This is a genomic window from Paenibacillus sp. FSL R5-0623 (assembly GCF_037974265.1).
Classification (GTDB): Bacteria; Bacillota; Bacilli; order Paenibacillales; family Paenibacillaceae; genus Paenibacillus.
This window is the reverse complement of record NZ_CP150233.1, coordinates 1065009-1089335: the sequence shown is the minus strand read 5'-3', so window position 1 is coordinate 1089335 and position 24327 is coordinate 1065009. Positions and strand designations below refer to the sequence as shown.

General features: G+C 44.9%; 24 protein-coding genes and 1 pseudogene. 9 read left to right on the top strand and 16 right to left on the bottom strand.

The genetic code is table 11. The annotated features are described in order from the left end of the window. Positions 1-111: 111 nt before the first annotated feature. From MKY92_RS04950 to MKY92_RS04940, 3 genes are read left to right on the top strand one after another with little or no spacing between them, the layout of a single operon-like run. Entirely contained in the window at positions 112-1233 is a 1122-nt protein-coding gene (locus MKY92_RS04950) for an endospore germination permease (RefSeq protein ID WP_339299467.1), read from the top strand. After that, on the top strand, positions 1205-2707 hold the full coding sequence (locus MKY92_RS04945; RefSeq protein WP_339299465.1) for a spore germination protein: 1503 nt from the start codon (positions 1205-1207) through the stop codon (positions 2705-2707). The genes MKY92_RS04950 and MKY92_RS04945 overlap by 29 nt, the downstream gene beginning before the upstream one ends. Continuing rightward, positions 2704-3867 (top strand): Ger(x)C family spore germination protein, encoded by a 1164-nt coding sequence (locus tag MKY92_RS04940; protein WP_339299463.1) that lies wholly within the window; start codon positions 2704-2706, stop codon positions 3865-3867. Before MKY92_RS04945 ends, MKY92_RS04940 begins: the two co-directional genes overlap by 4 nt. 84 nt (positions 3868-3951) lie before the next feature. Here the strand turns inward: MKY92_RS04940 and MKY92_RS04935 are convergent, their stop codons facing one another. Together MKY92_RS04935 and MKY92_RS04930 are read right to left on the bottom strand one after the other, a co-directional pair. Then, complete coding sequence (locus tag MKY92_RS04935; RefSeq protein WP_339299461.1) at positions 3952-4455, bottom strand: hypothetical protein; 504 nt, start codon at positions 4453-4455, stop codon at positions 3952-3954. Further along, positions 4452-4823: a hypothetical protein gene (locus tag MKY92_RS04930; protein WP_339299459.1), complete on the bottom strand. Its 372-nt coding sequence runs from the start codon at positions 4821-4823 to the stop codon at positions 4452-4454. Before MKY92_RS04930 ends, MKY92_RS04935 begins: the two co-directional genes overlap by 4 nt. Positions 4824-4966: 143 nt before the next feature. Between MKY92_RS04930 and MKY92_RS04925 the strand changes: the two genes are divergently transcribed. After that, entirely contained in the window at positions 4967-5503 is a 537-nt protein-coding gene (locus MKY92_RS04925; protein ID WP_339299457.1) for a hypothetical protein, read from the top strand. Positions 5504-5604: 101 nt separating this feature from the next. Here MKY92_RS04925 and MKY92_RS04920 read toward each other — a convergent pair whose 3' ends face one another. Further along, positions 5605-5886, bottom strand: coding sequence for a hypothetical protein (locus MKY92_RS04920; protein WP_339299455.1), 282 nt, complete (start codon positions 5884-5886; stop codon positions 5605-5607). 187 nt (positions 5887-6073) lie between these two features. Further along, positions 6074-7372, bottom strand: a complete 1299-nt coding sequence (locus MKY92_RS04915) for a galactokinase family protein (protein WP_339299454.1) — start codon at positions 7370-7372, stop codon at positions 6074-6076. A 273-nt stretch (positions 7373-7645) separates the two neighbouring features. On the opposite strand from MKY92_RS04915, the gene MKY92_RS04910 reads away from it, so the two are divergent. Genes MKY92_RS04910 through MKY92_RS04900 form a run of 3 tightly spaced genes read left to right on the top strand, consistent with a single transcriptional unit; the run spans position 7646 to position 10636 of the window. Further along, entirely contained in the window at positions 7646-8905 is a 1260-nt protein-coding gene (locus MKY92_RS04910) for an MFS transporter (protein ID WP_339299453.1), read from the top strand. 59 nt (positions 8906-8964) lie between these two features. Next, positions 8965-9891, top strand: a complete 927-nt coding sequence (locus tag MKY92_RS04905) for a DUF2268 domain-containing protein (RefSeq protein ID WP_339299452.1) — start codon at positions 8965-8967, stop codon at positions 9889-9891. Next, positions 9866-10636 (top strand): MerR family transcriptional regulator, encoded by a 771-nt coding sequence (locus tag MKY92_RS04900; RefSeq protein WP_339299451.1) that lies wholly within the window; start codon positions 9866-9868, stop codon positions 10634-10636. Before MKY92_RS04905 ends, MKY92_RS04900 begins: the two co-directional genes overlap by 26 nt. On the opposite strand, the gene MKY92_RS04895 is transcribed toward MKY92_RS04900, so the two are convergent. From MKY92_RS04895 to MKY92_RS04885, 3 genes are all read right to left on the bottom strand, one after another. After that, positions 10594-10932, bottom strand: coding sequence for a hypothetical protein (locus tag MKY92_RS04895; RefSeq protein ID WP_253505881.1), 339 nt, complete (start codon positions 10930-10932; stop codon positions 10594-10596). The genes MKY92_RS04900 and MKY92_RS04895 overlap by 43 nt on opposite strands. Beyond that, the gene (locus tag MKY92_RS04890) at positions 10916-11242 is read right to left on the bottom strand and encodes a nucleoside triphosphate pyrophosphohydrolase (RefSeq protein ID WP_339299450.1); all 327 of its coding nucleotides are present in this window, start codon (positions 11240-11242) and stop codon (positions 10916-10918) included. The genes MKY92_RS04895 and MKY92_RS04890 overlap by 17 nt, the downstream gene beginning before the upstream one ends. 521 nt (positions 11243-11763) lie before the next feature. Next, entirely contained in the window at positions 11764-12279 is a 516-nt protein-coding gene (locus MKY92_RS04885) for a hypothetical protein (RefSeq protein WP_339299449.1), read from the bottom strand. A 144-nt stretch (positions 12280-12423) separates the two neighbouring features. Here MKY92_RS04885 and MKY92_RS04880 point away from each other — a divergent pair, with 144 nt between their 5' ends. After that, on the top strand, positions 12424-12777 hold the full coding sequence (locus MKY92_RS04880; RefSeq protein ID WP_339299448.1) for a helix-turn-helix transcriptional regulator: 354 nt from the start codon (positions 12424-12426) through the stop codon (positions 12775-12777). A 65-nt stretch (positions 12778-12842) separates the two neighbouring features. On the opposite strand, the gene MKY92_RS04875 is transcribed toward MKY92_RS04880, so the two are convergent. The 8 genes and pseudogenes from MKY92_RS04875 to MKY92_RS04840 form a co-directional block, all read right to left on the bottom strand. Beyond that, the gene (locus MKY92_RS04875; RefSeq protein ID WP_339301686.1) at positions 12843-12950 is read right to left on the bottom strand and encodes a topoisomerase DNA-binding C4 zinc finger domain-containing protein; all 108 of its coding nucleotides are present in this window, start codon (positions 12948-12950) and stop codon (positions 12843-12845) included. Between the two features lie 164 nt (positions 12951-13114). Continuing rightward, positions 13115-14026, bottom strand: coding sequence for an RES family NAD+ phosphorylase (locus MKY92_RS04870; RefSeq protein WP_339301684.1), 912 nt, complete (start codon positions 14024-14026; stop codon positions 13115-13117). Between the two features lie 74 nt (positions 14027-14100). Further along, positions 14101-14394 (bottom strand): annotated as a pseudogene (locus MKY92_RS04865) (hypothetical protein); the annotation flags it as partial. Between the two features lie 182 nt (positions 14395-14576). Beyond that, positions 14577-15101, bottom strand: a complete 525-nt coding sequence (locus MKY92_RS04860) for a hypothetical protein (RefSeq protein WP_339299446.1) — start codon at positions 15099-15101, stop codon at positions 14577-14579. A gap of 442 nt (positions 15102-15543) precedes the next feature. Beyond that, positions 15544-15873 carry a hypothetical protein gene (locus MKY92_RS04855; protein WP_339299444.1) on the bottom strand — a complete coding sequence of 110 codons (330 nt, stop codon included), beginning with the start codon at positions 15871-15873 and terminating at the stop codon, positions 15544-15546. A 3-nt stretch (positions 15874-15876) separates the two neighbouring features. Continuing rightward, positions 15877-16992, bottom strand: coding sequence for a WXG100 family type VII secretion target (locus tag MKY92_RS04850; protein ID WP_339299443.1), 1116 nt, complete (start codon positions 16990-16992; stop codon positions 15877-15879). Between the two features lie 255 nt (positions 16993-17247). Then, a complete protein-coding gene (locus tag MKY92_RS04845; protein WP_339299442.1) occupies positions 17248-17532 on the bottom strand; it encodes a DUF4183 domain-containing protein in 285 nt (94 codons plus the stop codon). A gap of 82 nt (positions 17533-17614) precedes the next feature. Then, the gene (locus tag MKY92_RS04840; protein ID WP_339299441.1) at positions 17615-18466 is read right to left on the bottom strand and encodes a DUF4183 domain-containing protein; all 852 of its coding nucleotides are present in this window, start codon (positions 18464-18466) and stop codon (positions 17615-17617) included. 823 nt (positions 18467-19289) lie between these two features. Here MKY92_RS04840 and sstT point away from each other — a divergent pair. After that, positions 19290-20519 (top strand): serine/threonine transporter SstT, encoded by a 1230-nt coding sequence (gene sstT / locus MKY92_RS04835; protein ID WP_339299439.1) that lies wholly within the window; start codon positions 19290-19292, stop codon positions 20517-20519. Between the two features lie 267 nt (positions 20520-20786). On the opposite strand, the gene MKY92_RS04830 is transcribed toward sstT, so the two are convergent. Beyond that, the gene (locus MKY92_RS04830) at positions 20787-24269 is read right to left on the bottom strand and encodes a glycoside hydrolase family 2 TIM barrel-domain containing protein (RefSeq protein ID WP_339299438.1); all 3483 of its coding nucleotides are present in this window, start codon (positions 24267-24269) and stop codon (positions 20787-20789) included. Positions 24270-24327 lie beyond the last annotated feature (58 nt).

The following is a 24327-nucleotide window of genomic DNA, read 5'->3' as shown; positions in this document are numbered from 1 at the left end:
AGTCCGTCCATATCGGTTGCAGCTTTCTGTGAAAAAATCTGAAAAAGGAATCAACTTCCTGTATGCTGTACAACCTAACGGAAACTTCCTTCATTGGAAAGGAGGATTCGCATGAGTCGTGAAAAAGGTCAGATTACCATCTGGTTGTCCTTTTCCATCATTTTATTAAGTGCCGGATTGGTCTGCCATGTCTTGTCCATTCCAGGAATTCTCGAAGCAGCAGGCAGGGATGGATGGTTGTCTGTCGTGGCGGCTGGCCCTTTTTTCATGTTGTTTCTATGTATGATGTACATCATTATTCGGCGTGTACGTGGACAGCGATTAACAGATTGGATTACGCGAGAATTCGGTGCTGTTCCTTCATGGATCTTCCGGATCTCCGCTTCCATTCTACTGTTCACGCTTGGCACACATACGTTGTATGAGACAACTAACTGGACCGTGTCCACATATCTTCAATTCACGCCACCTTACGTTCTGGCTGGTGGCGGGGCACTGGTTGCCGCGTGGGCAGCGGCTAAAGGCATACGCTCCATTGCGATGACTTCCAGTCTGCTGCTGCCCTTTGTCATTTTGCTTGGTTATTTTGTAATGTCCGCCAATATGAAATATAAAGACTACAGTCTATTGTTCCCGATTATGGAGAACGGCATGGGGCCCGTCTGGCGGGGCATGATCTACTCTCTTGCCGGGCTTATGGAAATCTGGATTCTTATGTTGTTCCAGCATGAAATCAAAGGCAAAATTCGGTGGTGGTATATTCTGATCCTCGGCGTTTTCATGCTCAGTATGGCGATCGGACCCACGATCGGAGCCATCGTCGAATTCGGTCCCGAAGAAGCAGCCAAACAACGAAACAGTCCCTATGAGCAATGGAAACTTGTGAATATTGGAAAACTATTGCAACACGTTGATTTTCTGTCCATCTATCAGTGGCTAAGTGGTTCCTTCGCAAGGGTCGCCATATCCATGTATCTTATCGTGGATCTTCTGAATTTCCGCAGACCGAAGAAACGATATATCGCGATTCTCATCATTACCGTCATCATGAGCTTTATGGCGATGCAATGGTGGCGCATTGATTACGTGGACTATTACGTGGATCATATTCAGTTCCCGGTCATGCTGGCCTATGTCTCAATCGTTACCGTGATATTAACCATTGCTGCATTAATCCACAAAAAAGACAAGGAGGCTCCCGAACGTGCCGATCTCATCCCAACCCAAGAATGATCGTGAAGTTGAACCGTTCCGAATGAACGAGCATAACCTGAACACCTTTTTTGCCGGATCTGATGATGTCATCATCAATAGTCATATGTTCGGAGAACCTCCAATGCAACTCCTTATGACCTATTGCAGCGGTATGGTAGATAGTGAAGCAATCTACGATATTATTCTCCCGGAACTCAAACGAACATATGAAAATACACACTTTGTCCGTACATCCGACATTGAAAAGTGCATCAGCCTAGATTGGACCCGAATGGATCTGCAAGATCCGGCATTTGGAACTGAACTGATGTCTCTCCGTGTTTTTGAAGGCCATATGTTGATCTGTATTCCTTCCCTGCAAACCATGTGGAGTATTGATATATCTAACCTCCCTACTCGGACACCGGAGGAATCCACCACCGAAGTTTCGATCCGCGGGGCAAGAGATGGGTTCATTGAACCACTTGCCGTCAATGTTGCCTTGATACGCACCCGACTGCGTACGAACCAACTGGCCTGCAATATCGAACTGATCGGTTCACGTTCTGCAACCAAAGTGGCATTGATGTATATCAAGAATATCGCCAATCCGGATCTGATCGAAGACGTCCAGGATCGATTGCGTAAGATTGAGACCGAACGCATCTTGACCGCCAATGAACTGGAAGAATTGCTGTCACCTTCGAAAATTACTTTGTTTCCCGTCACCCATTATACGGGCAGGCCTGACTTTGCTGCAGAATGTCTCCTGAACGGACGTTTTATCCTCATTGTCGACGGCAATCCCAGCGCCATTATTGGGCCAGTCAATCTGTTTCTTCTGCTCAAATCACCGGAAGATGCCAGCTTTCCCTTCTTAGCTGTCAACGTAGGGCGGATGCTGCGCTTTCTTGGCCTGATGATCACCGTGTTCCTGCCCGGATTCTATATTGCGCTGACATCCTTTCATATGGATCAGATCCCCTTTCCACTAGTCGCGACGATCTCGGTTGGACGCATGGGACTTCCGATGGAATCGGGAATGGAGATGTTTCTCATTATGCTGCTGATGGAGCTGTTCCGTGAGGCAGGGGTACGTTTGCCAAGTGCCATCGGCCAGACATTAACTGTCGTTGGAGGTCTGATTATCGGAGATTCCGCCATTCGAGCCGGCATGGTCTCTCCACTCATGATTGTCATCATCGCAGTTACCGTCGTAGCTGGAGCAACCATTGTGAATCAGGTCATGACCAGTTCTGTGCTGATCCTGCGGTTCCTTTGTTTTGTCTTGGGAGCTTCCCTCGGTATCTATGGCTTCATCCTGTCGTTGATTCTGTTCCTCATCTACCTGACCGATCTCAAATCATTTGGCATTCCATATCTCACGCCGTTAACACCACTTCATTTCAAACAAGCGATAGCTTCATTATTCAAACTGCCAAAGGGGTTAGGTAAACGAAGACCCGTCTATCTTGAGACTCAAGAACCGCGTAAGAAAGGAAACGGACGATGAAACACTTGTTACAGCGATATCTGCTGGGTCTGTTAAGCCTATCGATGTGTGTGATGACGAGTGGATGCTGGAGTGCCTTTGAGATTCAACAGGTAGACTACGCCAAAGCCTTTGGGATTGATTATAAGGACGGCATGTATCATCTGTATGTACAAACGCTGGATTTTGCCAGTGTCGCCAAAAGTGAAAGTTCAACCAAAAGTGCAGATACACCGCCTGTATGGGTCGGACATGCCGAGGGGAAAACCATGAGTCTGGCGCTAAACGAACTGTTCCGTACGGCTCAATTACACATGGCTTGGGGGCATGTGACAGCCATCGTTATGGCCGAAGGTGTGCTGACTAGCAAACACATCAAAGATGTGTTCGACATGCTGGGACGGTTTCCAGAATCCCGTTATACAACCTGGGTGTATGGAACACGAGAGCCTCTGGAGAAAATCCTGAGTGCAACGTCCATCTATAATATGTCGCCACTGGACAGCATTCTTCACAATCCACTCCCCACGTACATGGAAGAATCGTTATACCCGCCTGTGCTTAGCTTCAAGCTCATTGCAACACATAATGATCCGGCTACAACAACGTATCTGCCGAGTCTTGCCTTGAACAATACCCAGTGGGCTGAGAATGAGAAGAAACATGATTTGTTTCTGGTGGAAGGGGCCTTTTTCGAGAAGACTGGCTATGACTTTGAATACTTTCCACGCAGTCAGCTTCCCGGTTATCATTGGTTAATCAAGGACATGCGGCGGGCTCCCTTGCTTGTGCAGAAGGATGGAACGATCTATGGAGCACTCAGTGTAGGATTACCAAAGATCAAAATTAAACCTGTCATTCAGGGTGAAGACGTTACGTTCAATATTGATGCCCAATACCTCACTGCCCTGTACGAATACCTGGTGCCCACCTCGTATGAAGAGATGATCCAGATTAGTGAAGTGAAATTGCGCGAGCAGATCATGCAGACCTATCGTCACGGCCTTGAGCGTGGTGTGGATATTTACGGTCTTCAGGAGAAGCTGTATCGTAAGAATCCGAAACTCTGGCGTAAGTTATCCAACAATGGCAGCAAGATGATGCTTACCGAAGACTCGATTCAAGATCTGAAAATCCATCTCACCATCCCGTATACAGGGAAATATAAACGGAAAGTATAGCAAGAACGCGAAACATCCCTTTGTCCGTCTGGAGCCGGATAAGGGATGTTTATGTAGATGGATGTCGTTCGTTTGTAGATCGGATCATGCGGATCTATGACTGCGAAGTTTCCATTCCATAAGCCAGCCTGCCAATATGGAGAAAGACAGGCCGAACAGCAGGATCGGAACGTTGTAAAACAGTGTGTTCGTATATTGATTCAGCCAACCAAAACGGTATACTGCCGAATTTGGATCATTCGTAAATCCATTAAGTTGCATGCGTAAGTCATCGATGATGCGTAACTCCAGAAAGACTGACAACACACACAGTAGGAGAGCAACCAAGGGTACAAAAGCATGCACCTTCCCTCCCCAGCGCTGACGCTGATCATATAACCACCATTTGGACAAAGTTGTCGTCCAGATACATAGAATCAGGAAGGTCAGAAGAGATGGGAATAACACCAGAAGTCCCAGGTTACCGTTACCAGACACGCCTCTACCAGGCTCATGCTGGAAGGTTAATCCACGTACAGCGCCGATCATAAGTATGTTCCAGATGAGGAAGATGAAGTATGGCTTGTTGATTCTTTTGATGCGACTCATATCTGCTTCCCCCTAATATAATCCATTACCCGCAACCGAGTAGTCAGGATTAAGGTCTGGGGAATGAGCACAAAGACAATATACATAAGTACAATTAGCCATAGATGTGCTTCAAAATGCTCTGCACCGAACGATGGTTTCGGACGTTCAATCCAATACCACCAACACGGGATGGCAATAAACCATGTCAATCCAGTCGAGAGGAACATGTCTTTTACATCGCTCCACAGAAAGCAGAACACCGCGACGAACAAAATAGGACCTGTCCAAGAATCCAATATCGGTCCCCAGCTCTGGAAGACAAAGATAATGGCAGGATATAGAAGATTGATGGTCCAGCGCCATATGTTATTAGTATAAAGATTCATAATGCTTCTCACCCCATACATACCGTTACGATCGTAACTTTAATTATTTGGGTCATTTTCTCCATTCTTATCACAAGATGAAGCATGATTTTGGATATTATAGCTCATACTACCTTCAGGAAAATTATCGAAGGAGTGACAGCATGAGGTTAAAAAGTATCATCGCCGTTGGAGCCATGTTAACTTGCTCAACTCTGTTATGGGGCTGTGGTAATGGCACTGCGAACAATGCTTCCCAGCAACAGAATGACACCGTTCGGTCGGAGAGCTGGAGCGATCCCAAACGACTGGAAGCTTCCCATCTTGAGGCGCTTGAGCGTATGGAGAAAGATCATATTCACCGAATGGTTTCACTTAGCGCAAGTACAGATGGAGACAAAGTGATGACCACACTTGAACGGTCGAGCCAAAAGTTGGAGGAAATGAGACCCCTCGCTGAGATGCTCCAGCACGAAGGGCATCCAGCACTATTACAGCGAATTCAGGACATGTCCGGTGACATCCAAGGTTCCAAATCCGTCATTGCTGAGATGAAAAATCTGCCTCAGGACGGTAAAATTAAGATTCAGTCTGAGAACTCCGATTCTTTGCATCACATCAGCAGCTTCCGCGATTACCACCAGTATATCCAGGGACAAGTGCAATCTTTAGACGGTAAGTCTACACAAATGTCCCACTAACCCTAAAGATAGTTCAGAGAATCGTTACAGTCGGAATACGATAATCCGATGGTTAACGATTCTTTTTATTAACTTCATATTGTTATCCCTCTACTACAGCTTCATTCCACCCACAACGATACCCAGATGAACATACTAAACAACAAGACTGGTGCAAGTGCTCCTGTGGCTAATATGATCCAAAGTGTTGCGGGCTTTATTCTTTGACAGTATGCATCGATCTTACGCATTCGATCTTTGCGCCACTTGGCCAATCTTAGCTGTTTAATCATCCGATTGAGCACTATTTGCCGCTGCTCGCCCTCTTCGAATTTATCGATCGAGCGCCGCAACTCCTCGTATAATTGAGTCTCTTCCTGCTCAGCCACTGTAGGTGTAATCATCTGATCCTTCCTCCCATGAGAACATTATTGAGATACAGCCTCTCACCTAATCGAACCATCATCACTACTTAAATAACACATTACGCCCCTTCAAAGTTTGGACTTTTATCAAAAATGAACAACCCAAAAAGCCCGGACATGGCCCGGACTTCGTTGAATCATGCTAGAACTATTTATCTGATGCTTTTTAGCCCGCGTTAGCGATTAATGCATTCAGACATACCGCACCCTGTGCACGCACATTAACAACAATAATCGGTGTATCCAACATGTCGTGCATCCATGACATATACTCTTCTACTTTTTCGTTCGGAAGGATCGTCAGAATAACTCCTGCGAATCCACCACCATGAATCCGACAAGCACCATCACCCAGGTTTTGCAGATAATTCTCGGTCAGTGCTAGCGCGATGCCAATCTCCTGTTCCTTCACAGCACCACTCTGATATACATTCTGCAGCCACTTCCATGACGAGTTACCAGACGCCGTAATCAGTTTCAAGAAATCAGCAAACCGTCCATCCCGCAACGCCTGTACCTGACCATCGACACGATTGTTTTCCTCCAGGAAATGAAGCGCACGCAGCACGGCACGATCCCCAGCAGCTTCACGAATCTTCTTAAGGTTGGCATAGATTGCGTCTGCTGTAATTTCCCGAACATACTCACTGCCCAGCGCCTGAGCAACCGCTCTCATCTCATATGGCACAGCAGCGTAATCTTCCGTCAGATCGGCGTGGTTACCACCTGTATTCACAATGACCAATGAGTAGCCATTTTGTTGGAAATCCCACTGAACAGGTTCAATGACAGGCTGTGCAGGGTTTTCAAAATCAATAGCAATGAGACCGCCGTACGCACAAGCCATCTGATCCAGCAGACCGGAAGGTTTGTTCCAATAATGATTCTCCGCATACTGACCGATTTTGGCCAAGGTTACAACATCCAGTGCTCCATCATTATAAAAGTGATTCAAAATCGTACAGATCAGCATCTCGAATGACGCCGATGAACTGAGTCCTGATGCCGAGAATACGTTACTGGAGATGTACGCTTGGAAGCCGCCAACCTGGTGTCCAAACTCTCCGAATCCCGCAGCCATACCGCGAATCAATGCTGTTGTGCCATCGTCTTCCGTATTTGGCGTCAGATCTGTGAGATCGATTACATATTTCTTGTCGTAGCCTTCCGAATAAAAAGTAATAACTGATTCTGCCGTTGGCGCAGCCACCGCAAGTGTATCCAGCGTAATGCTGCCCGCCAGCACTTTACCATGGTTATGATCCGTGTGATTGCCGCCAATCTCGCTGCGTCCTGCCGCGCTGAACAACTTGCTTCCTTCTTGCGGGCCAAAGTATTCTTCGAACGTTGCGTTCAGCTTCGTGTACCGTGCAGTCTGTTCCTCTACTTGTGATTGTCCATACATTTGGGCAAGCAACGCTTGGCCCTCTGTGGATTGGATCAGATTCAATGGTTGTGTCGTCATTAATAATCCTCCTATGGATGTGCAGCTTTTATTTTTGGGCTGTTGGTGAACATGGTTGTCGCATCTGTTTCATGCCTTATTCCTCTCCCATTATCTCAGCTTCACAGCGGAAAAGGTAGGGTAGAATTGAAAGTTTGTAAGCGTTTTGTGAAGTTATTTATTGTAAAAATAGGATTGAAATCCATTTTGCAATAACTTAAATTGTTATTAAGTGAAAACACATTATTTCCCATTCTTATTATAGCTATGCTTTACATCTTGTTGGTGGAGGGAATGATGAAAATCAAGTCGAACTATACCAAGTTATTCGGTGCATTTTCGCTTACTTTTTTGGGGGATGGACTTACGCTTGCTGCGGTTCCTTGGCTCATATCAACACTAACGAGCGATACGCTGTATGCCTCTGTCACGATGACGGCACTTCGTTTGCCCTGGCTGCTATTCAGTTTACCCGTGGGTGTTCTCATCGACCGATACTCACGGAAACATATGCTGGTTGGGGCAGGCTTTACACGAATGATCCTTCTGCTTGCTCTGACGTTATGCATCTGGGTAGGATGGGTGAGCATTCCGATTCTGGCTCTGTTCATGTTTGGAATTGGCCTTAGCCGAGTCGTATTCGACAGTACGGTGCAGACGATCATCCCTCAACTGGTAGATGAGAGTAAGTTGGAAAAAGCAAATGGGCAGTTCACCGCCGGACAGTTAATCACGAGTGATATTCTGGGCGTTGCTCTGGGAGGGTTTATCATAACCCTGCATATTGTTTTTCCTTTTGCCATTGACGCCGTAACGGCTGTTATTGCTCTGCTCTTTTTAATTTGTTTGAAGGGAAACTTCTATCCAGGGGATATGGAAACAACCAAGAAGGAAGTTCGTCCGATGAAAAATTGGAAACGAGAGATGTGGGCTGGTATTCGTTATGTCTATCATGATCGTTTTCTCCGCGGACTAGCCATTCTATCTGTCACCATTACGCTGATGTATTCAATCATCCTGGCTACTCAGATCTTCTTTGTACGAGATGTGCTTCAGTTGGATGCTTTTGCATTCGGTATTCTCATCTCCATTGCAACAATCGGTAGCATCGTGGGGAGCCAGGCTGTTGCTTATATGCGTAAGAGATGGAGTACAAAACAATTGATTATTTCCTCCATTCTGTGCATGGGAATCATCTACGGTGTGGTGGGTCTAACTACAAATGCGTATATGGTAGGTGGACTGTACTTCTGTGCTGCATTTTTCATTATTGTCTACAATGTTACCCGTTCCTCCATCCTGCAACGTTCCGTTCCTAATGAGATACTTGGCCGGGTCGGAGGTGTGTTTCGCTTTTTGTCCTTTGGCATTAGTGCCATCGGTACGCTTCTCGGCGGGCTATTGGTGCGAGTTAGTGAAACGACTTTTGATCGTGTATTCTCGCTCCAACTTCCTTATCTCTTGTTAAGCTTGATCTATATCCTGTCTGGTCTGATATTCACTATGAAGATGAAGAATCATTCAGAGAGCCAGCAGCGTGACATCAACGCTTGACTGTTACGTTAGGTCATACTTGATAATGATCTCAAGCTTACATGAAGGAGAGATTAAGGATGAAGATTACCGCTTTACGTTCAGATCAAATCTATGAAGAGATAATCCAGGCTGTACCCGATGAGAAATTGGAGTTATACCGCGAGCGAATGATGGGTCCATTCATGAACAAATGGAACATTCAACAGATCCCGTTTCGATCTCAAGAGCCTCACGGCTTCGATGTGATCATGATGAATAACTTTATGAATATCGCTCCCGCAGATATCACGACCGAGATTAACGAATCGTTAGCAGCGATTTCGTCTGAAGCATTTTGGCAACAGTGTCATGAAGCTGTTCGTAGGAGTCTATCGACCTTTACAGATCACGGGATTGAACTATCGGTCTCCGAATATTTATATACGATTTTATTAGGCGACAAGAATAGCCCTTCACTCAATATGAACGAAGGCATCAGCGGAGATGGTGGAATCCCGGGTTATATTATTGCGAACCTGATCCCCAATGGGTATACTCTACCTCGTATGCAATCGGTGTTGGCCCATGAGTGCAATCATAATGTGAGATATCAATATATCCAGTGGAGTCCACAGATTACGCTTGGGGAGGTGGTGGTTAGCGAGGGGTTGGCCGAGAGTTTTGCGACATCCCTGTATGGAGAAGAGTTGCTAGGCCCATGGGTAGCCAAAACTGAACTGGAGACTTTGAATAACGTTATCAAGCCAAAAATGAAAGACCAGCTGCATGTCACCGGTTTTGACCAGATCAATCCGTATCTATACGGCGATGAACTTGCAAGATTGCAAAACTTCACGCCAGTAGGTATGCCCTATGCGGCTGGCTATGCCTGCGGTTATCACTTAATCCAATATTATCTGAACAAAACAGGTACACCGATTACCGAAGCCACCATCACTCCGGCAAGTGTCATTCTTGCTGAAACAAAGGACTTTTGGAATGAAGACACCCTATTTAACCGTTAAAGATATCATTCAGATTACAGGCATCACCAAACGCGCATTACATTATTACGATAAAACGGATCTATTGAAACCGAGCAAAGTCGAGGACAATGGCTATCGGTATTACGATCAAGAGGCACTCGGGAATCTACAAATGATTCTCTTGTTCAAAGAAATGAATTTCCCATTGAAAGACATTGCGGCCATGATGCAACTTTCCAAAGAAGAACAAAAAGATATCCTAAGAGAGCACCGCAGCACACTCGTTCAACGCAAACAAAAGCTCGAAACCATCATCCATCAATTGGATGAGTATGTAGATGGGAAAGATATCTCTCATCTTCATCTGTTTGACGACTCTTCCATTCTGTCCATTCAAGAACAATATGAATCTGAAGCGAAGTTTGTATATGGAGATACCAAGAAATATCAGGAATTTGAAGCTAATGTGAGCGAGCTGTCTGCGGAAGAGCAAGAAAAAGCCTATCAGCAGTTCTCGGCCAACATGGAGCAGGTGTTTCGGGAATTGGCGAAACATCAGGATCGGTCCCCTGCTTCTAGTGAGGTGCAAGCGTTAGTACGTGAATGGAAGAGTTGTCTGGAGCAATTTATGAGCTGTGATGCTGAGATTCTGAGGTGTATCGCAGAAGCCTATACGACGGATCGCCGCTATGCGGGTTATTTTGATCAGTTTGGCGATGAGAATTTTTTGAGGTTTTTGTATCAAGCGATTATGGTTTTTATACAATCGGCATCGAACAGATAAGCTTTCGGGTGAAAAGAAGTACCCATACTTCGCCACAAACGTGTCTCAATTCGTGGATCAACCTCACAGAGCGCCCGTAGTCCTTCCGGCTGAGTGATATACAAATAATCTCCCGCGAGCATCCGCACCCCGGCCCCACTCTCCGCCGCCCGCTTTAAGTGCGGGGCCAGTAGTTTCACCCCGGACTGCATGATAAAGGACGTCATAATATAGATCCCGGATGCATGCTGCATCCGGGCAATCAGTTCGTCTGCCAAGTTATCTATAATGAGTTTAACGTTAAGCTTCGTCGACATCGATCAGATACACCCGTTGCTGGAATCCACCGCGCGCCTCGGCTTTGTCTGCCCGTAGCTTATCCAGCTGCCCCGCATTCGCACCATGCACCTCCGCCAGCGCCCGAATCACTTCGAGCATGTCTGCCAATTCTTCCAGCGCTTCCTGATCGCTTGCTGCTTTTACATACTCATCCGATTCTTCTTGCAGCTTCGTTCTTAACTCTTGCTTATACTCCTCCGGGTCCAGAATGCGTGTGCGGCTTTCCTTACCGCTGGATGTGATAATATGCCGAATCTTGTCCCGCACCAATTTGTTGTATGTAGGCATGTGGTATAACATCCTTTCACTGTTGATGTTTCCGAGCCTCGATCCATAATTTCCCTTTTTATATTATACAAGTTGCTATGGGGAGGGGAGGGAAGGGTTGATTTAATAGAAAATAATTAACAAACACACCAACGGGCACGCCGTCAACAATGCCGCTGTAAAACTAATCTGTGCCGCGACTCGTCCTCCGGTAAACTCTTGCCGTGAAAAGAACATCCAGATCGAGAGGTACGTAGCGCATAGTGGAAATGAAATCATCCCTCTAAACGTACTCGGTTCCATATACCCATGCATCATACTTTTACCGATTAGGATTAAAGTAACCAATTCCAATATAGATAATATTAAAAACGCGATAGCAATTACTCTTTTCAAAATGTACACCTACTTTCCAGATGCAAAGCAAGAGCATCCTTTGTATTCTCTGCATCATATATCCTTTATTTGGATGATGTCATCTTGTAAGCGTAACATAGATTACTCTAGCATTTAACCCTAAGAAGCCACTTAAAAAATAAATCTTACTCTGATGAATCCTTCATCAAACGTGCAGATAAATCATCTAATATCTCTTCCGTTCGTTGAATAAGCCTTTCAATGTTGTTTGGTTTTAGTGGCTGATCATATGGACAGTCCTCCAAAGATGACATATGTTGTATCGTGCCGACAAACAAGGCAATATCCAATCCGGGTTCAGTGTCAGTATGCACTAGAGGCAAAATTTCGTTCATGGTGAGTTCCTTGGGTGGATGCATTGAATGATACTTATGGATATAAAGCGCCTTAATCATGGAGGCTAGAACCCAATCACATAGAATCAGGCAGGCTTTAAACTGATTGTGATTACACATGATGACGGCAAGTTTCAAATGATACTTAGCATGTTGGTGATAGGCCTTTATTGTGGTACGTAGCATATGGTAAGCAGGAATATGTTTGGATCTAGGTTGTGTGGAGATATCATGGTCTTGCAAACGTGGGGTAAAATCTACTTGGTGATTACAATGTGCTCCAGTTATGGACCAATTTCTTGCCATTGTCATCCCTCCAAAGAGTTAATACCAGTATTATACAGCAATATAAATACTCAAAGATATAATTCTTGAAAATTATACGATCTAAATGGTCGTGTTTAGCCCCTATAATCTTGTCTACACTTTTACATATAGGGGGTGCATAGTTTGGAAGATAGAAAAATTTTAAAATTAGTCGGTGCACGAATTAAAGTTTTAAGGAAAGATAAGGGACTATCACAGGAGGCACTTGGAGAAAAAGGTGGATTCCATTTTACATACATTGGACAAGTTGAACGTGGAGAGAAGAACGTTTCTTTAATTAATCTTGGTAAAATTGCAGAGGCGTTGGATGTAAATGTTTCTCAACTTTTTGCTTATGTGAATGATGAAATTGAATTAACAGAGACGGATATCATGATTCAAGAAATAGTGGACATGTTGAGAGATGCATCTTTAGATAATATCCAATTATCTAGGAACATTCTAAAAGAGATACTAAAGAGTTACAGAACAAATTAGAAACAAGGCAAAGCAACCGTTTAACTGGGTTGCTTTGCCTTTGTTTTTACGTCATTTAGACATATTCAGATAGCTTTCGTTTTTCTACAAGTAGGGTAGCTGCTACATCCCCAAAATTCCACCCCATTTTTATTCTTATGTTTAACCATTACAGCACCACAACTACATTTGATTTCTATGTATTTTTTTGATGTTTAAAGTTAAAGTCCCAACTAGATAAAGTCATCCCAACTATCTACAGGTTCGTACTCAATATGAATTTGTTTAGTTCTATACAAACGGCTATTTACCCATGAAGCCTTCTCTTGATTAAATAAACAGTAATTTTTCCCATTTCCTAATGCACTACCGTATGCCAGACCTTCAAATTTAAGATGTTTTTTAACTCAGCAACATATTGAGTAGGTATATAATTAAAATATTTTGTTTCTTCTTCTACAGGCTTAGAGAGTTCCATGTTTACTATATTAGTTAATGAATAAAGCTGATATTGCTTAAAAAGTGTCTTGCCATAGAATGTATTGTTGTTAAATGAAGAGATACGGATATTATCTTCAATTTTCACAGTAGCAACGGAAACTTCTTTTCCTTTATAAGGTCTTACTTCTGCAATTGCAGTTTCTAAGTTTTCAGCTAAATATAGATAGGGGATCCCCTTTGGATTGATTCTTCCCTCAGAAGCCAAGTGTTTGGGAGGATTCATGATTTGGTCGCCTTCATATGGTGCACTACCATGCGCATTTACTGCCTTACCAAGTCTCGCACGAAAAAGGGTTTCTTCTCCGTTTAAATGCATTTCATTAGTTTGGAGTATTTCAATAAGAGACTCCTTTAAGTTAGCATCAATTCCGAAACCAAACCGATTACCATGTTTAATATTTTCTTTGAAGGTATTCCAATTGTTAATTATATCGCCCTCTAACTTGACGCTAAATTTCCCATCCAGCAATTCTCTACCTATGGATTCGCGAAATAATTTGTATATTAGTTCTTTCGCAGCTGTTGGTGATAAAGCTAAACTTAATAGGTCGATTTGTTTGGTAAAAAACCTTTCTAGTTCAAAGCCTGAATCATTCGCTCTAAATTTATGAGCAAAAATGAACATATTTTCATCAAAAAAGCTATCTTGAACATCAAGTGTTCGAACACCTTGAGATGTACAAAATGAACAGTTATCAATTATCCCTTTTTCTTGAATATGTTTTTTAAAGGGTTCATAGTTAAAACAATTTTCACAGCAAACTATCATCAAAATATTCCTCCTGCACAAGTAAATGGAATAACAACTAACAGGTTTATTATAACACATGAGTCAGCACTTCTCCCCTGCTCATCCAGTTGTAATTCGTTGTACTCTTCTTCCCCCAACGCCTTTCAGGGTAGCAATAATCTCATTACACGTTCGGATCTGCGCCAACACTGCCGTCTTATCTTCCGTCTGTTCCCGCACAATCTTGAGCGCTCGCCGGGTCACCTCCGCCAAATACGTGGACAGCAGCTTGCGTGCTTCCTCTGCATCCAGCTTCTCAGTCCCAATGTTATACACATCCGGGTCCAGCGCCGAAATCTCCTGCCTGGTGATGGTGTTATAAGCTGTTCATATATGCCTTGTTTCATGAATGTACCTCGTGTGGGTGTAGGATGGTTGTGGATATGTAAGTGATATCATTAGATTCATGGTATTGGTAAATATGGTCTCTACTCTATTATCGTCCAGCATGGGGAAAAATTCATTAGTTGTTTGTATATAAAAAAGAGCACTCTCTATTGCCTATGAACGGCAGGAGCACTCTTCTTCATCATTCGTACCTTGGATTCAAAGCATCTCTCCAAACGTCATCATCCACGAAATCAAACTTTTTTTCACTAAAATAAGCTTGGGTCTCTTGCTCCAGATCATTCAAGATTTGGGGCCAATCCTTCTCGTTAGTTTCCTTGGATTCAAAATCCCCAACAATGTTGAGCCATCGATGATTTAACTGCTGATACTCCTCGATCCTGGCTTTAAGTTCAGGTGTTACAGGATAACTGGTTATGTCCAGTCTCTCGAACGTCATTCGCATGCGGTGAAGTGTAGGTGGCATTACATCATCTTGACCTAGAACGTTTGTGAATAAAGATGCGGGTTTTACCAGCCAGTTAGCTTCTTCACTGAAATTCATCAAGTTATACTTATCTATAATCTGCGTCATATTTGTAAAGTTGTAATAGAGCTGGCTGGCTTGTTCTCCATCCTCAACCATCTCGTTAGTTATTTTCTCATTCTTAAGTATTTGGTCGAATAAAATATCATTATCTATAATCGCACTTTTCGTATCAATCATATCTTGTCATACATTCATCGTTAGATACTGTTCATACCATTCTTTTTTCTTTATAAAAGCTATAGGTTAGAACAAGTAATAATGCTAAGCCAATACAGCATCCAATCATTACAAATCGTTTCTTTAAAATCATAGCAATTTGTTCTCCTAGGTTTTTAATAGTAAGAAGCACCTCTACGTTTGTCTGGTAGAAGTGCTTTTATGCATTATTTATCTTGTAATTCAGTTGTGAGGTTTCGTTTAAAGGCTTTTGGGATCGATGTAGCACCAATTATCATTGTAGGAAGATTTTATCTTTTTCATATCTTCTAAGCTATAAAACCAATCTTCCTCAATCCATACCTTTGCATCAGGAGATGTCCCCATTATTTCAATACTCCTCGCCAATGTCTACTCCTCCTCACACTCTCATAATTCGTTGTAACTCCTAAAATATGATCCTTTACCCTATAAAAACAATTACGTCCTGTCTTTGAAATGCAAGTGGCAACTTTTCTCGAAGTCCCTCTATTCTTTCGACTATTTTATCCCTTTGCTCATCATTTAAATTCTTTACAGCCCATTCCTTCACCAGAAGTAGTTCCTCAATAATCATCGGCACATCTTCCCCTTCTACATCAACACCAGTTGAGAAGAGATCTATCCATTTTAAATCTAATACTTCAACAGCGGGTGTCCAGCAATCCTTAAAAAAAGATTCTGTTGCAACTGGAACAAAAAAACTCTTTTCAAAATCATTCTGTGGTTCAAGTATCACGGCACTGATAGACATTCCTTAATCCCCTCCAAAATTTGCACTAAATTTGTAATCCGGGAACTCTTTTTTTAATTTCTTTATGCTGTTATCGACAGATTGTCTCAATTCAGGTGTATCACCGTCTAGTCTAAAAATGAATTCTTTTATTCCCTTTATATCGTCTAGTGTGGGTATCTCCTGCGATCCATTAACAGTTGTCCTTGTTGAAGTAGCGTTCTCTAAAGCGAAAATACGGTTACTTGTTTTAGTAAAGATCTGTTTGTCTGCGAATTCTTGTGGGGTCTGTGCTGGTAACCCAGTTTTGGGATTAACCTTATTAAGACCTTGAGCAGATTTATCTTCATAAAATATACCTTTATTCAAATCAATTTCATCGAATTCTCCTAGGGACTCGCCCCTTTGATTGATAATTTCAACCTCTTTTGAACTGCTAATCTTGCTGCCTTTACTTGGCTCTCCATTAGCTTTCTCCGGCTTTCCTCCGCCCGACCCAATGTCGTCCTTCGAACGAAAAGCTCTGCCAAACAAAACATACGCCAGGGCCTGTCCTGTCATCGCTCCACCGTAATACCCTGCACCACTCTCATCGATCTGTTTCTTCTGCTCTTCTACAAATTGCTCTATATCAGACCTCGCTGTTCCCGTGCCCCAGGCGGTATCCCATGCAAACTGTATACCACGCCCAACGTCTACAACTTTGCCCACGGTCATGGCATATGCCACACTGCCTATTGTACTGAACGGGTTATCGAAGAACGCTTCTGCTGTCTGGCCCATTCCCGTCACTGTTTCTCCGATGAATTTGTTGATCAATCCAACAGTGAAGCTTGGTTCCAGTTCTTCTGGAATCCTCAAAACAGATTCACCTGAGCCATCAGTTGTCCTAAAATTTTTCGCTACATTGTGAAAATACTCCTGAATATCATTCAACCGTTTCAATGTAGTCGGAAACACTTCTTTTACCTGCATAAAATCCCAGAAGAAACGCTCTCCGGTCACACCCGACCAATCGGATTGCAACATATAGATGGATTTCTCCAGTTCCCAGACCATTCGCTCCAGTTCCTGTTTCTTCTGCTGGACCAATCGAGCTTTCTCGTCCAACACATCGGGATGTACCTGAATACGTTGCATCCTATCTTCACCGCCAACCTGACCATAGTTTATGTACCTAAATTTTAACAAGTGAGAGTGAGGATTGGAATCAAACGGAAGGATCATTTCCTTTGAGGTTATCCGGTAGTTCGGCAACATCCTTGGGTAACTATTTTTGCACATTAATGCATAGATGAATGCCTTTGAGTCGACTGGGTATCTTGTACCAAAAGAACGACTTCTATCACAGATAGAAGTCGCACAAGATAACGATACAGCATGATTACATCTTCTTTAAGACACTACGAATTGTACAACAACTGGAATCCCTTCATTCAGTGCATCTCCACCAGGAATCGTAATCGCGGTGGTTGTAACGGAGGAAGTATCTGCTGTTTGCATAATACCGTTAATATACAGATTGTAATAATTGAATGCACCTGGTAGTGCCGTAGCAGCTACACCCGCATCATTTGTAAAAGCTGTCGCAGCAATCGCAAACGTTGCTCCAGTCCCGGTTCCATCACCAATGGTTGCAGCAAATCTCAAACTGTTCTGAAATGGTGTCACAAGTGGCATGTTTCTCACCTCCTACCTGACATAGTATATGTGGTAGATTAGAGCGCAGTGAGGGCAAAGGAATCGGTATATTAAACCAATTTTAACCATTTATTATATTGGCTGTCATTGTAATTATCTCTATAGTGATAGGTGTCCCTGCAAAGATCACACCGTTTTGAGACGAAAAAAACAAACTCTCAGCACTTACATCGTATGAGTTTCCTTGTTGGACGATCCCGTTGATAAATAGATTGTTAAAACTGGTAAGTCCAACCCCGGCAAATTCGGTTATGCTACCGCCATCGTCATTCGTGAATGCTGTGGCAGGAATTATAACCGAGGTCGACAAATCCAGATCGGTGTCCGGAAAATAGAAGTACCGGTTTGCCGTAGGAATGATTTCAATTCCGGGTACGGTACCCGGCGGACCTTGCTCACCTGGGGGACCCGTTGGCCCTTGCGCTCCCGGAACTCCCGGTTGACCTGGCTCACCCTGAGGGCCTGCGGGACCCTGCGCTCCGGGAACTCCAGGTTGACCCGGCTCACCCTGAGGACCAACGGGACCCTGTGCTCCCGGAGCTCCCGGTTGGCCGGGCTCACCTTGAGGACCAGCCGGGCCTTGCGCTCCCGGAGCTCCCGGTTGGCCGGGCTCACCTTGAGGACCAGCCGGGCCTTGCGCTCCCGGAACTCCCAGTTGACCGGGTTCACCTTGAGGACCAGCCGGGCCTTGCGCTCCCGGAACTCCCGGTTGACCGGGTTCACCTTGAGGCCCTGCGGGACCTTGCGCCCCGGGAACCCCCGGTTGACCCGGCTCACCTTGAGGACATGCAGGGCCTTGCGCTCCCGGAAGCCCCGGTTGACCCGGCTCGCCGTGAGATCCGGCGGGGCCTTGGGCACCTGCTACACCTTGCGTTCCAGGGAGACTCACCGTCTCTGATTCATGTTGTCTCAACGGAGCGAGCGGGGGGCTGGGCTCACAACATACCGGGTTGCTGCCTCCCCCTCTCGGTAATGCAATGACTTTTTTGTCACGGGCCATTTTCTGTGATCTTAATGGACGCTTCAGTGAGCACCACTTTCTCCTATAAGATCTTCGGATAATATGGCATTTCTTTCGTTTTCTCAAGTGTTTGTTTCTGCATTTCCGCGTAGAACGACTGGGCCTTAATTTGTTGAGGGTGGCTTTCCTCTTGTTCAGATACTTCAAAATGGTCATCTCCTTAGGCCAAGGCACACAGTATATATGCCCTATACTATGTCCTTAGCACATTCGGAGAGTGTGCGAATAACTATGGGGGAAGCCCAATAAAAAAGAGAATGGTCCTACTATAGTTGTCCTTGTCTTGCCCATATGCCTTTTTTTCTAATTATGAAGGGAAGCTGAATACCCTTATGAAGCGGAGCTCAACTTCCTTTTTGCCGTCCAATAACTCCAGCCTTGGAATACTACAAACAACGCTACCGTTATGGTCAAACTCATCCCCATCTCCACCACTCGCTGCATATTTCCATTCAGGAAAACGCTTTCTCCCTGAGTTACCGCGGAACTGAACTGCTCTGAGGCGAAAAATACATAATAGAGACTAAACATCAGCATATGAACAAAGGTATACATGATGGAAAAGGCAAAAAGACAGCGGGGGATGGGATGATTACATTACAAATATTACCACACCACACAAGAGACAAATTCCGTGATAAACTAACGCTATGCTCCATTACAGCGCCGATGCGTTGCTTGATAATATTTTATATTGAAACTCGGAGGAATATGGATGAGAACGGCATTAACGAAATGGAACCGAATGAGTCTTATTAAACGAATTTTACTAGGAATTGTCTTGGGGGTTGTCTTGGCCCTGATCGTGCCCGGTGCAACAGGAATTGCACTTTTTGGTTCCTTATTTGTCTCAGCATTAAAGGCGGTTGCTCCAATCTTAGTGTTACTTTTGGTGATGGCCGCTATATCCAACCATCGAAAAGGTGTTCAAACCAATATGAAAAGGATTATCGTCCTTTACGTTATGAGTACCTTTCTGGCTGGGCTGCTCGCGGTTGCGGCAAGTTTCCTATTTCCGGTTACATTGACTTTGGTATCGGGCGTGCAAGAGTTGACCCCACCTGATGGCATTGTCGAGGTCCTGAAGAGCTTACTATTGAAGATGGTTGATAATCCGGTAAGTGCACTGATGAACGCTAACTATATTGGTATTCTGGCTTGGGCCTTGCTGCTAGGTGTTGCTCTCAAAAGCTCGAGTGATAACACCAAAAACCTGATTACTCAATTCTCGGAAGCTGTATCGAAGATTGTGAAATGGGTAATCCAGTTTGCACCGTTCGGAATTATGGGTCTTATTTTTGACTCCATTACAACAAGCGGACTTTCGTCTTTGTTGGGATACGGCAAATTACTTTCCGTTCTTGTTGGATGTATGGTGTTTACGGCGCTTGTTGTCAATCCGCTCATCGTGTATCTGAACATTCGTAAGAACCCGTACCCCCTCGTCTTGCAGTGCTTAAGAGAGAGCGGGATCACAGCATTCTTTACACGAAGTTCTGCGGCGAACATTCCAGTCAATATGAGATTATGTGAAAAGTTAGGATTGGACAAGGATACGTATTCGGTATCCATCCCGTTGGGCGCTACGATTAATATGGCGGGAGCAGCCGTTACCATATCGGTCTTATCCCTTGCAGCTGTTCATACGATGGGTATTCAAGTGGATTTTGGAACAGCGCTGATTCTCAGCGTGTTATCCGCTGTCGCTGCTACAGGTGCCTCGGGCGTGGCAGGTGGCTCTCTTTTGCTTATTCCTATGGCATGCAGCTTGTTCGGCATATCGAATGATATTGCGATGCAAGTCGTTGGTGTTGGCTTCATCATCGGAGTGTTGCAAGACTCTTTTGAAACGTCACTGAATTCATCCTCGGATGTCTTGTTTACCGCTACAGCAGAATACGCTAAGAAACGTAAAGAAGGTAAGAAAACAGCAGTTCAACTCTAAAACAACAGCAGTTGGCCTATCATATCCCCTCCTGGTTACAGTGGAAAAAGATCGCATGATGACATGCGATCAACACCGTAGACCCGAGGGGATTTCTTCATTACAACGCAAAATGGAACAATAACTTCTGCAACATTTTTTCTCCATAAAAGAAGGCATGAGCGCTCCGTTTTCTTGCATCAGCGTTACACATTATTAAAAAATCCCCTTCAAGTAACCACATGTTCTGAACGAACACCGTTTACTTGAAGGGGATTGATCTGTACTCTACTTCTCGAATCGGAACCAGCCGAAGTCAAACTGACTGCCTGGCAGGAAGATAAAGCTTACTTTCTGCTCACCTTTCACCTGCTCAAGCTCAAACACCCGTTCCTCATATCCACTTGACTGCGTGAATTCAACCAACTGATTGCTCTGTCCGTCCGCACCTGCGAAGCGAATATGAATCGTATTCTTATCAATCGGCGAATGACCATAAATAACAAGCTTCGACGTACCTTCTGCCGTAAAGTCCATGTTTTCAAACTCCAGTGACACATTGTTTCCGATGCCTTCAACACGGTCACCCTCAATTTTAAACGTATCTCCATAGAGATGATCACAGGATGCAGCCGCATTCTGCTCGAAGGCCCGACTCTGACGTTCGAAGGAGAACCCTTTAATATGAATCTTCTGCTTCAGCACAAAACAGATCGACGTAATTCCGCTAAGACGTTTGGACAATTGGTAGGTCTCTTCCTGGTACACATTCCAGATGGACTCTTTGTCATACACCACATCCGCGATCATCGTACTTCCTTCTTCATCCGGCATACCTTCCCAGATCTGAATGAAGTAGTCCTCCGTGGACAACGTAAAGATTGGAATGGTAATCGTATCGGAACCGTATGGCCCGAAGTCAATATTGCGGAAGCCCACGTGGGTTTCCCCATCCCGACTTGTGGCTACCCCACGTTCGTTGCCGTTACCAACTTCACCTTTAGTGTAATCGTACAGTCCGCCCGTGATGAAACCGTATGGATCTTTGTACGCTGTGCCGAGACCTTCCGCCTTGAACTCCAGCTGGGAGATCAGTTTCGTTTTATCCGTACCGTTGGTACTGGTTGCGCGAAGCCGGAACTCCCCGTCACCTATAGCCGATACCTTCACCGCATGTTGATGCTCACCGTTGTCGCCTGTTTCTGCTTGAACAGCTTCCACTTTGGCAATGTTGGACTCGATCCCCGCATCATTCACAACAGCCCACTCGATATCCCGGTAGGAAGTGTTCTCCGGGTACAAGTTGGCGGTTACGACCAGCTCCGGGTTAGATGGATCGAGCAACTGTCCTGCTTTACTGATGATCTCAATTTTCCGCAAAGGAATCTCCTGAGCATTCCCCGTGAGCACCGGACGTTCTTCATTGTTCATGAAGACAGGTTGTACTTCTTTCTCTTCATTATGTTCAGCCGCCACAACTAGAGATTCAAATTCAGCCGTAGCTCCTTCCAACCCTTCGGAAGAAACTTCAATCCGCACCGTTCCAGGTTCATTCGTCGCTCCGATAATGGCCATCAGTTTGCCGCTGAACAGTCTTCTGCTCAAACCTTTGTATGGATCGTAGTCCGTGCTGTCCCCGTTATCCAGACCCAGCAATCGTCCTGCACCAGTCACCTGAACTTGCACGCGATTATTCGCATTGTGCACGGGATTACCCGCTTCATCTTCTACATCAATTTCTACAAAAATGAGGTCTGTACCACTGGCTTGCAACTGCTCCCGATCCGCTTTCAGACGAATCTTCTTCGCATCCGTATAGGATCTTTGCACATCGGTTGCAATGATCTGCCCGTTCTCATCATAAGCGATCGCTTTCAGCTCGCCCTCTTCGTACGGCACTTTCCACCAGCCTGACAGCTGTGTTCCATTGGCATGATCGATATCGTACGTACCAATGGTTTTACCATTGAGTTGCAGCTCAATCTTCGGCGCGTTGCTGCACACGCGTACATCAATGATCTGACCCGGGCTGAAATCCCAATAAGGGAACAGGTGAACCATCGGACTTTTCTTATAATCCGTCCAAGCCGCTTGGTAGATGTAATAGGAGTCTTTCGGGAATGTTGCTGTATCCAGTTGTCCAAAATACGAATTCTTCGTATGATACGGTGTCGGTTCTCCGATATAATCGAATCCAGTCCACAGGAACTGACCCAGTGAATACGGCGTATCCCGCTCTGCCAAAATGCAGTATTCTGCCGACTTCGCACCCCAGCTCGTCGTACTGTTACCCAAAGCCGAGCACTGCTCATCATCATCTGCCAGAATCGGCTGTTCGAACGGGAAGTGATAGATGCCACGACTCTGCACCACAGAAGACGTTTCACTTCCATAGATGATCCAATCTGGATGTTCTTCATGATGTTTGTCGTAATATTTTTCCGCGTAGTTGTAACCTGCCAGCTTCACGATATCTGCGCATTTTTGTGCATTTTCCCATGGCATATAGTTGGAACCAATCGTCACGCCAGCATTACCTTTTGGATCAAACTCCAGCACATAATCCATCAGCATCCGAGTTACTTCCTGTCCACGCTCATCCGCATGGGTATCATAGATTTCATTCCCGATACTCCACATGATCAGACTGGCATGATTACGGTCGCGCTTCACCCAACTCTTCACATCGGTATGCACCCACTCCGGGAAAAATCTCGCATAATCGTATGGCGTTTTGGCACGTTCCCACATATCGAAGGCTTCAGACACAACCAGCATACCCATCTCATCCGCAAGTTCCATGAACTCTTTGGCAGGCATATTATGCGCGGTGCGGATGGCGTTAACACCCATTTCTTTGAGCAAAACGAATCTTCTGCGCAGTGCCGTCAGGTTAAACGCCGCTCCCAGCGCCCCAAGATCATGGTGTTCACACACGCCGTTCAGCTTCATCTTGACTCCGTTCAGGTGGAATCCTTCATTGGCATCCAGCTTAATATCCCTGAATCCAATGCGCTGTGATACCGACTCCACTGTCCGATGTTCCTGATCATCCGAGGTCAATCGCAGCTCCGTCACCAGTTCATACAGATGCGGTGCATCCGGGCTCCACAGGTTTGGATTCTCCACACTGATCTGTTGGCTATCTGCCGATGCGGCCGCATTCTCACCCGCCGAAACCGCAACATTCGCCTTCGTCGATGCCACCACCTGACCTTCATACAAGATCGTATGCACCAGCTCTGCTTGCTGATTCTGTTCCAGGTTCAGCTCCGTATCCACTTCCACCTGCCATCCATTCGGCTGCTGATTAATGGATACATAGATTCCATCCGTAACAATATGGTTGCGGTCTCTCGTCTTCAGCCACACATGGCGATAGATTCCGGCTCCGGAATACCATCTGCTGTTCGGGCTCTGATGCACTACTTTGACAAGTATTTCATTGTCGCCTTCCACCAGTGCATTCGTGATCTCATGTTCAAAAGCAGAATAGCCATACTTCCACTCCCCAACCAACTGCCCGTTCACATACACCGAAGAATCCATGTATACGCCATCAAAACAGAGCAAAAGCTGCTGCTCATCCTTCGTGTAATGGAAAGTCTTACGGTACCACCCAATGCTGTCCTCATACAGTTCAAGCGTATTATATATCAGCCAATCATGGGGAAGTTCCACAGGTTCATATACCAGACCCGCAGGTTCCGTAACATCCAGGTTACTTTTCGCAAATTGCCATCCATCATTAAAAAGTCTCTTCTGATTCATGGTAGATTCTCACTTTCTTGAAGTAAATTATGATTGCGGTTACAACAGTAGATGTCGA

What these genes read in the sequence shown, in the direction of transcription:
- MKY92_RS04890 (WP_339299450.1), bottom strand. Translation starts at nt 11,242, where the DNA reads ATGCCTACATACAACAAATTGGTGCGGGACAAGATTCGGCATATTATC.
- MKY92_RS04855 (WP_339299444.1), bottom strand. Translation starts at nt 15,873, where the DNA reads ATGTCTATCAGTGCCGTGATACTTGAACCACAGAATGATTTTGAAAAG.
- MKY92_RS04920 (WP_339299455.1), bottom strand. Translation starts at nt 5,886, where the DNA reads ATGATTACACCTACAGTGGCTGAGCAGGAAGAGACTCAATTATACGAG.
- MKY92_RS04860 (WP_339299446.1), bottom strand. Translation starts at nt 15,101, where the DNA reads ATGATTGATACGAAAAGTGCGATTATAGATAATGATATTTTATTCGAC.
- MKY92_RS04930 (WP_339299459.1), bottom strand. Translation starts at nt 4,823, where the DNA reads ATGAATCTTTATACTAATAACATATGGCGCTGGACCATCAATCTTCTA.
- MKY92_RS04905 (WP_339299452.1), top strand. Translation starts at nt 8,965, where the DNA reads ATGAAGATTACCGCTTTACGTTCAGATCAAATCTATGAAGAGATAATC.
- MKY92_RS04895 (WP_253505881.1), bottom strand. Translation starts at nt 10,932, where the DNA reads ATGTCGACGAAGCTTAACGTTAAACTCATTATAGATAACTTGGCAGAC.
- MKY92_RS04885 (WP_339299449.1), bottom strand. Translation starts at nt 12,279, where the DNA reads ATGGCAAGAAATTGGTCCATAACTGGAGCACATTGTAATCACCAAGTA.
- MKY92_RS04915 (WP_339299454.1), bottom strand. Translation starts at nt 7,372, where the DNA reads ATGACGACACAACCATTGAATCTGATCCAATCCACAGAGGGCCAAGCG.
- MKY92_RS04830 (WP_339299438.1), bottom strand. Translation starts at nt 24,269, where the DNA reads ATGAATCAGAAGAGACTTTTTAATGATGGATGGCAATTTGCGAAAAGT.
- MKY92_RS04845 (WP_339299442.1), bottom strand. Translation starts at nt 17,532, where the DNA reads ATGCCACTTGTGACACCATTTCAGAACAGTTTGAGATTTGCTGCAACC.
- MKY92_RS04900 (WP_339299451.1), top strand. Translation starts at nt 9,866, where the DNA reads ATGAAGACACCCTATTTAACCGTTAAAGATATCATTCAGATTACAGGC.
- sstT (WP_339299439.1), top strand. Translation starts at nt 19,290, where the DNA reads ATGAGAACGGCATTAACGAAATGGAACCGAATGAGTCTTATTAAACGA.
- MKY92_RS04940 (WP_339299463.1), top strand. Translation starts at nt 2,704, where the DNA reads ATGAAACACTTGTTACAGCGATATCTGCTGGGTCTGTTAAGCCTATCG.
- MKY92_RS04870 (WP_339301684.1), bottom strand. Translation starts at nt 14,026, where the DNA reads ATGATAGTTTGCTGTGAAAATTGTTTTAACTATGAACCCTTTAAAAAA.
- MKY92_RS04925 (WP_339299457.1), top strand. Translation starts at nt 4,967, where the DNA reads ATGAGGTTAAAAAGTATCATCGCCGTTGGAGCCATGTTAACTTGCTCA.
- MKY92_RS04850 (WP_339299443.1), bottom strand. Translation starts at nt 16,992, where the DNA reads ATGCAACGTATTCAGGTACATCCCGATGTGTTGGACGAGAAAGCTCGA.
- MKY92_RS04935 (WP_339299461.1), bottom strand. Translation starts at nt 4,455, where the DNA reads ATGAGTCGCATCAAAAGAATCAACAAGCCATACTTCATCTTCCTCATC.
- MKY92_RS04950 (WP_339299467.1), top strand. Translation starts at nt 112, where the DNA reads ATGAGTCGTGAAAAAGGTCAGATTACCATCTGGTTGTCCTTTTCCATC.
- MKY92_RS04910 (WP_339299453.1), top strand. Translation starts at nt 7,646, where the DNA reads ATGATGAAAATCAAGTCGAACTATACCAAGTTATTCGGTGCATTTTCG.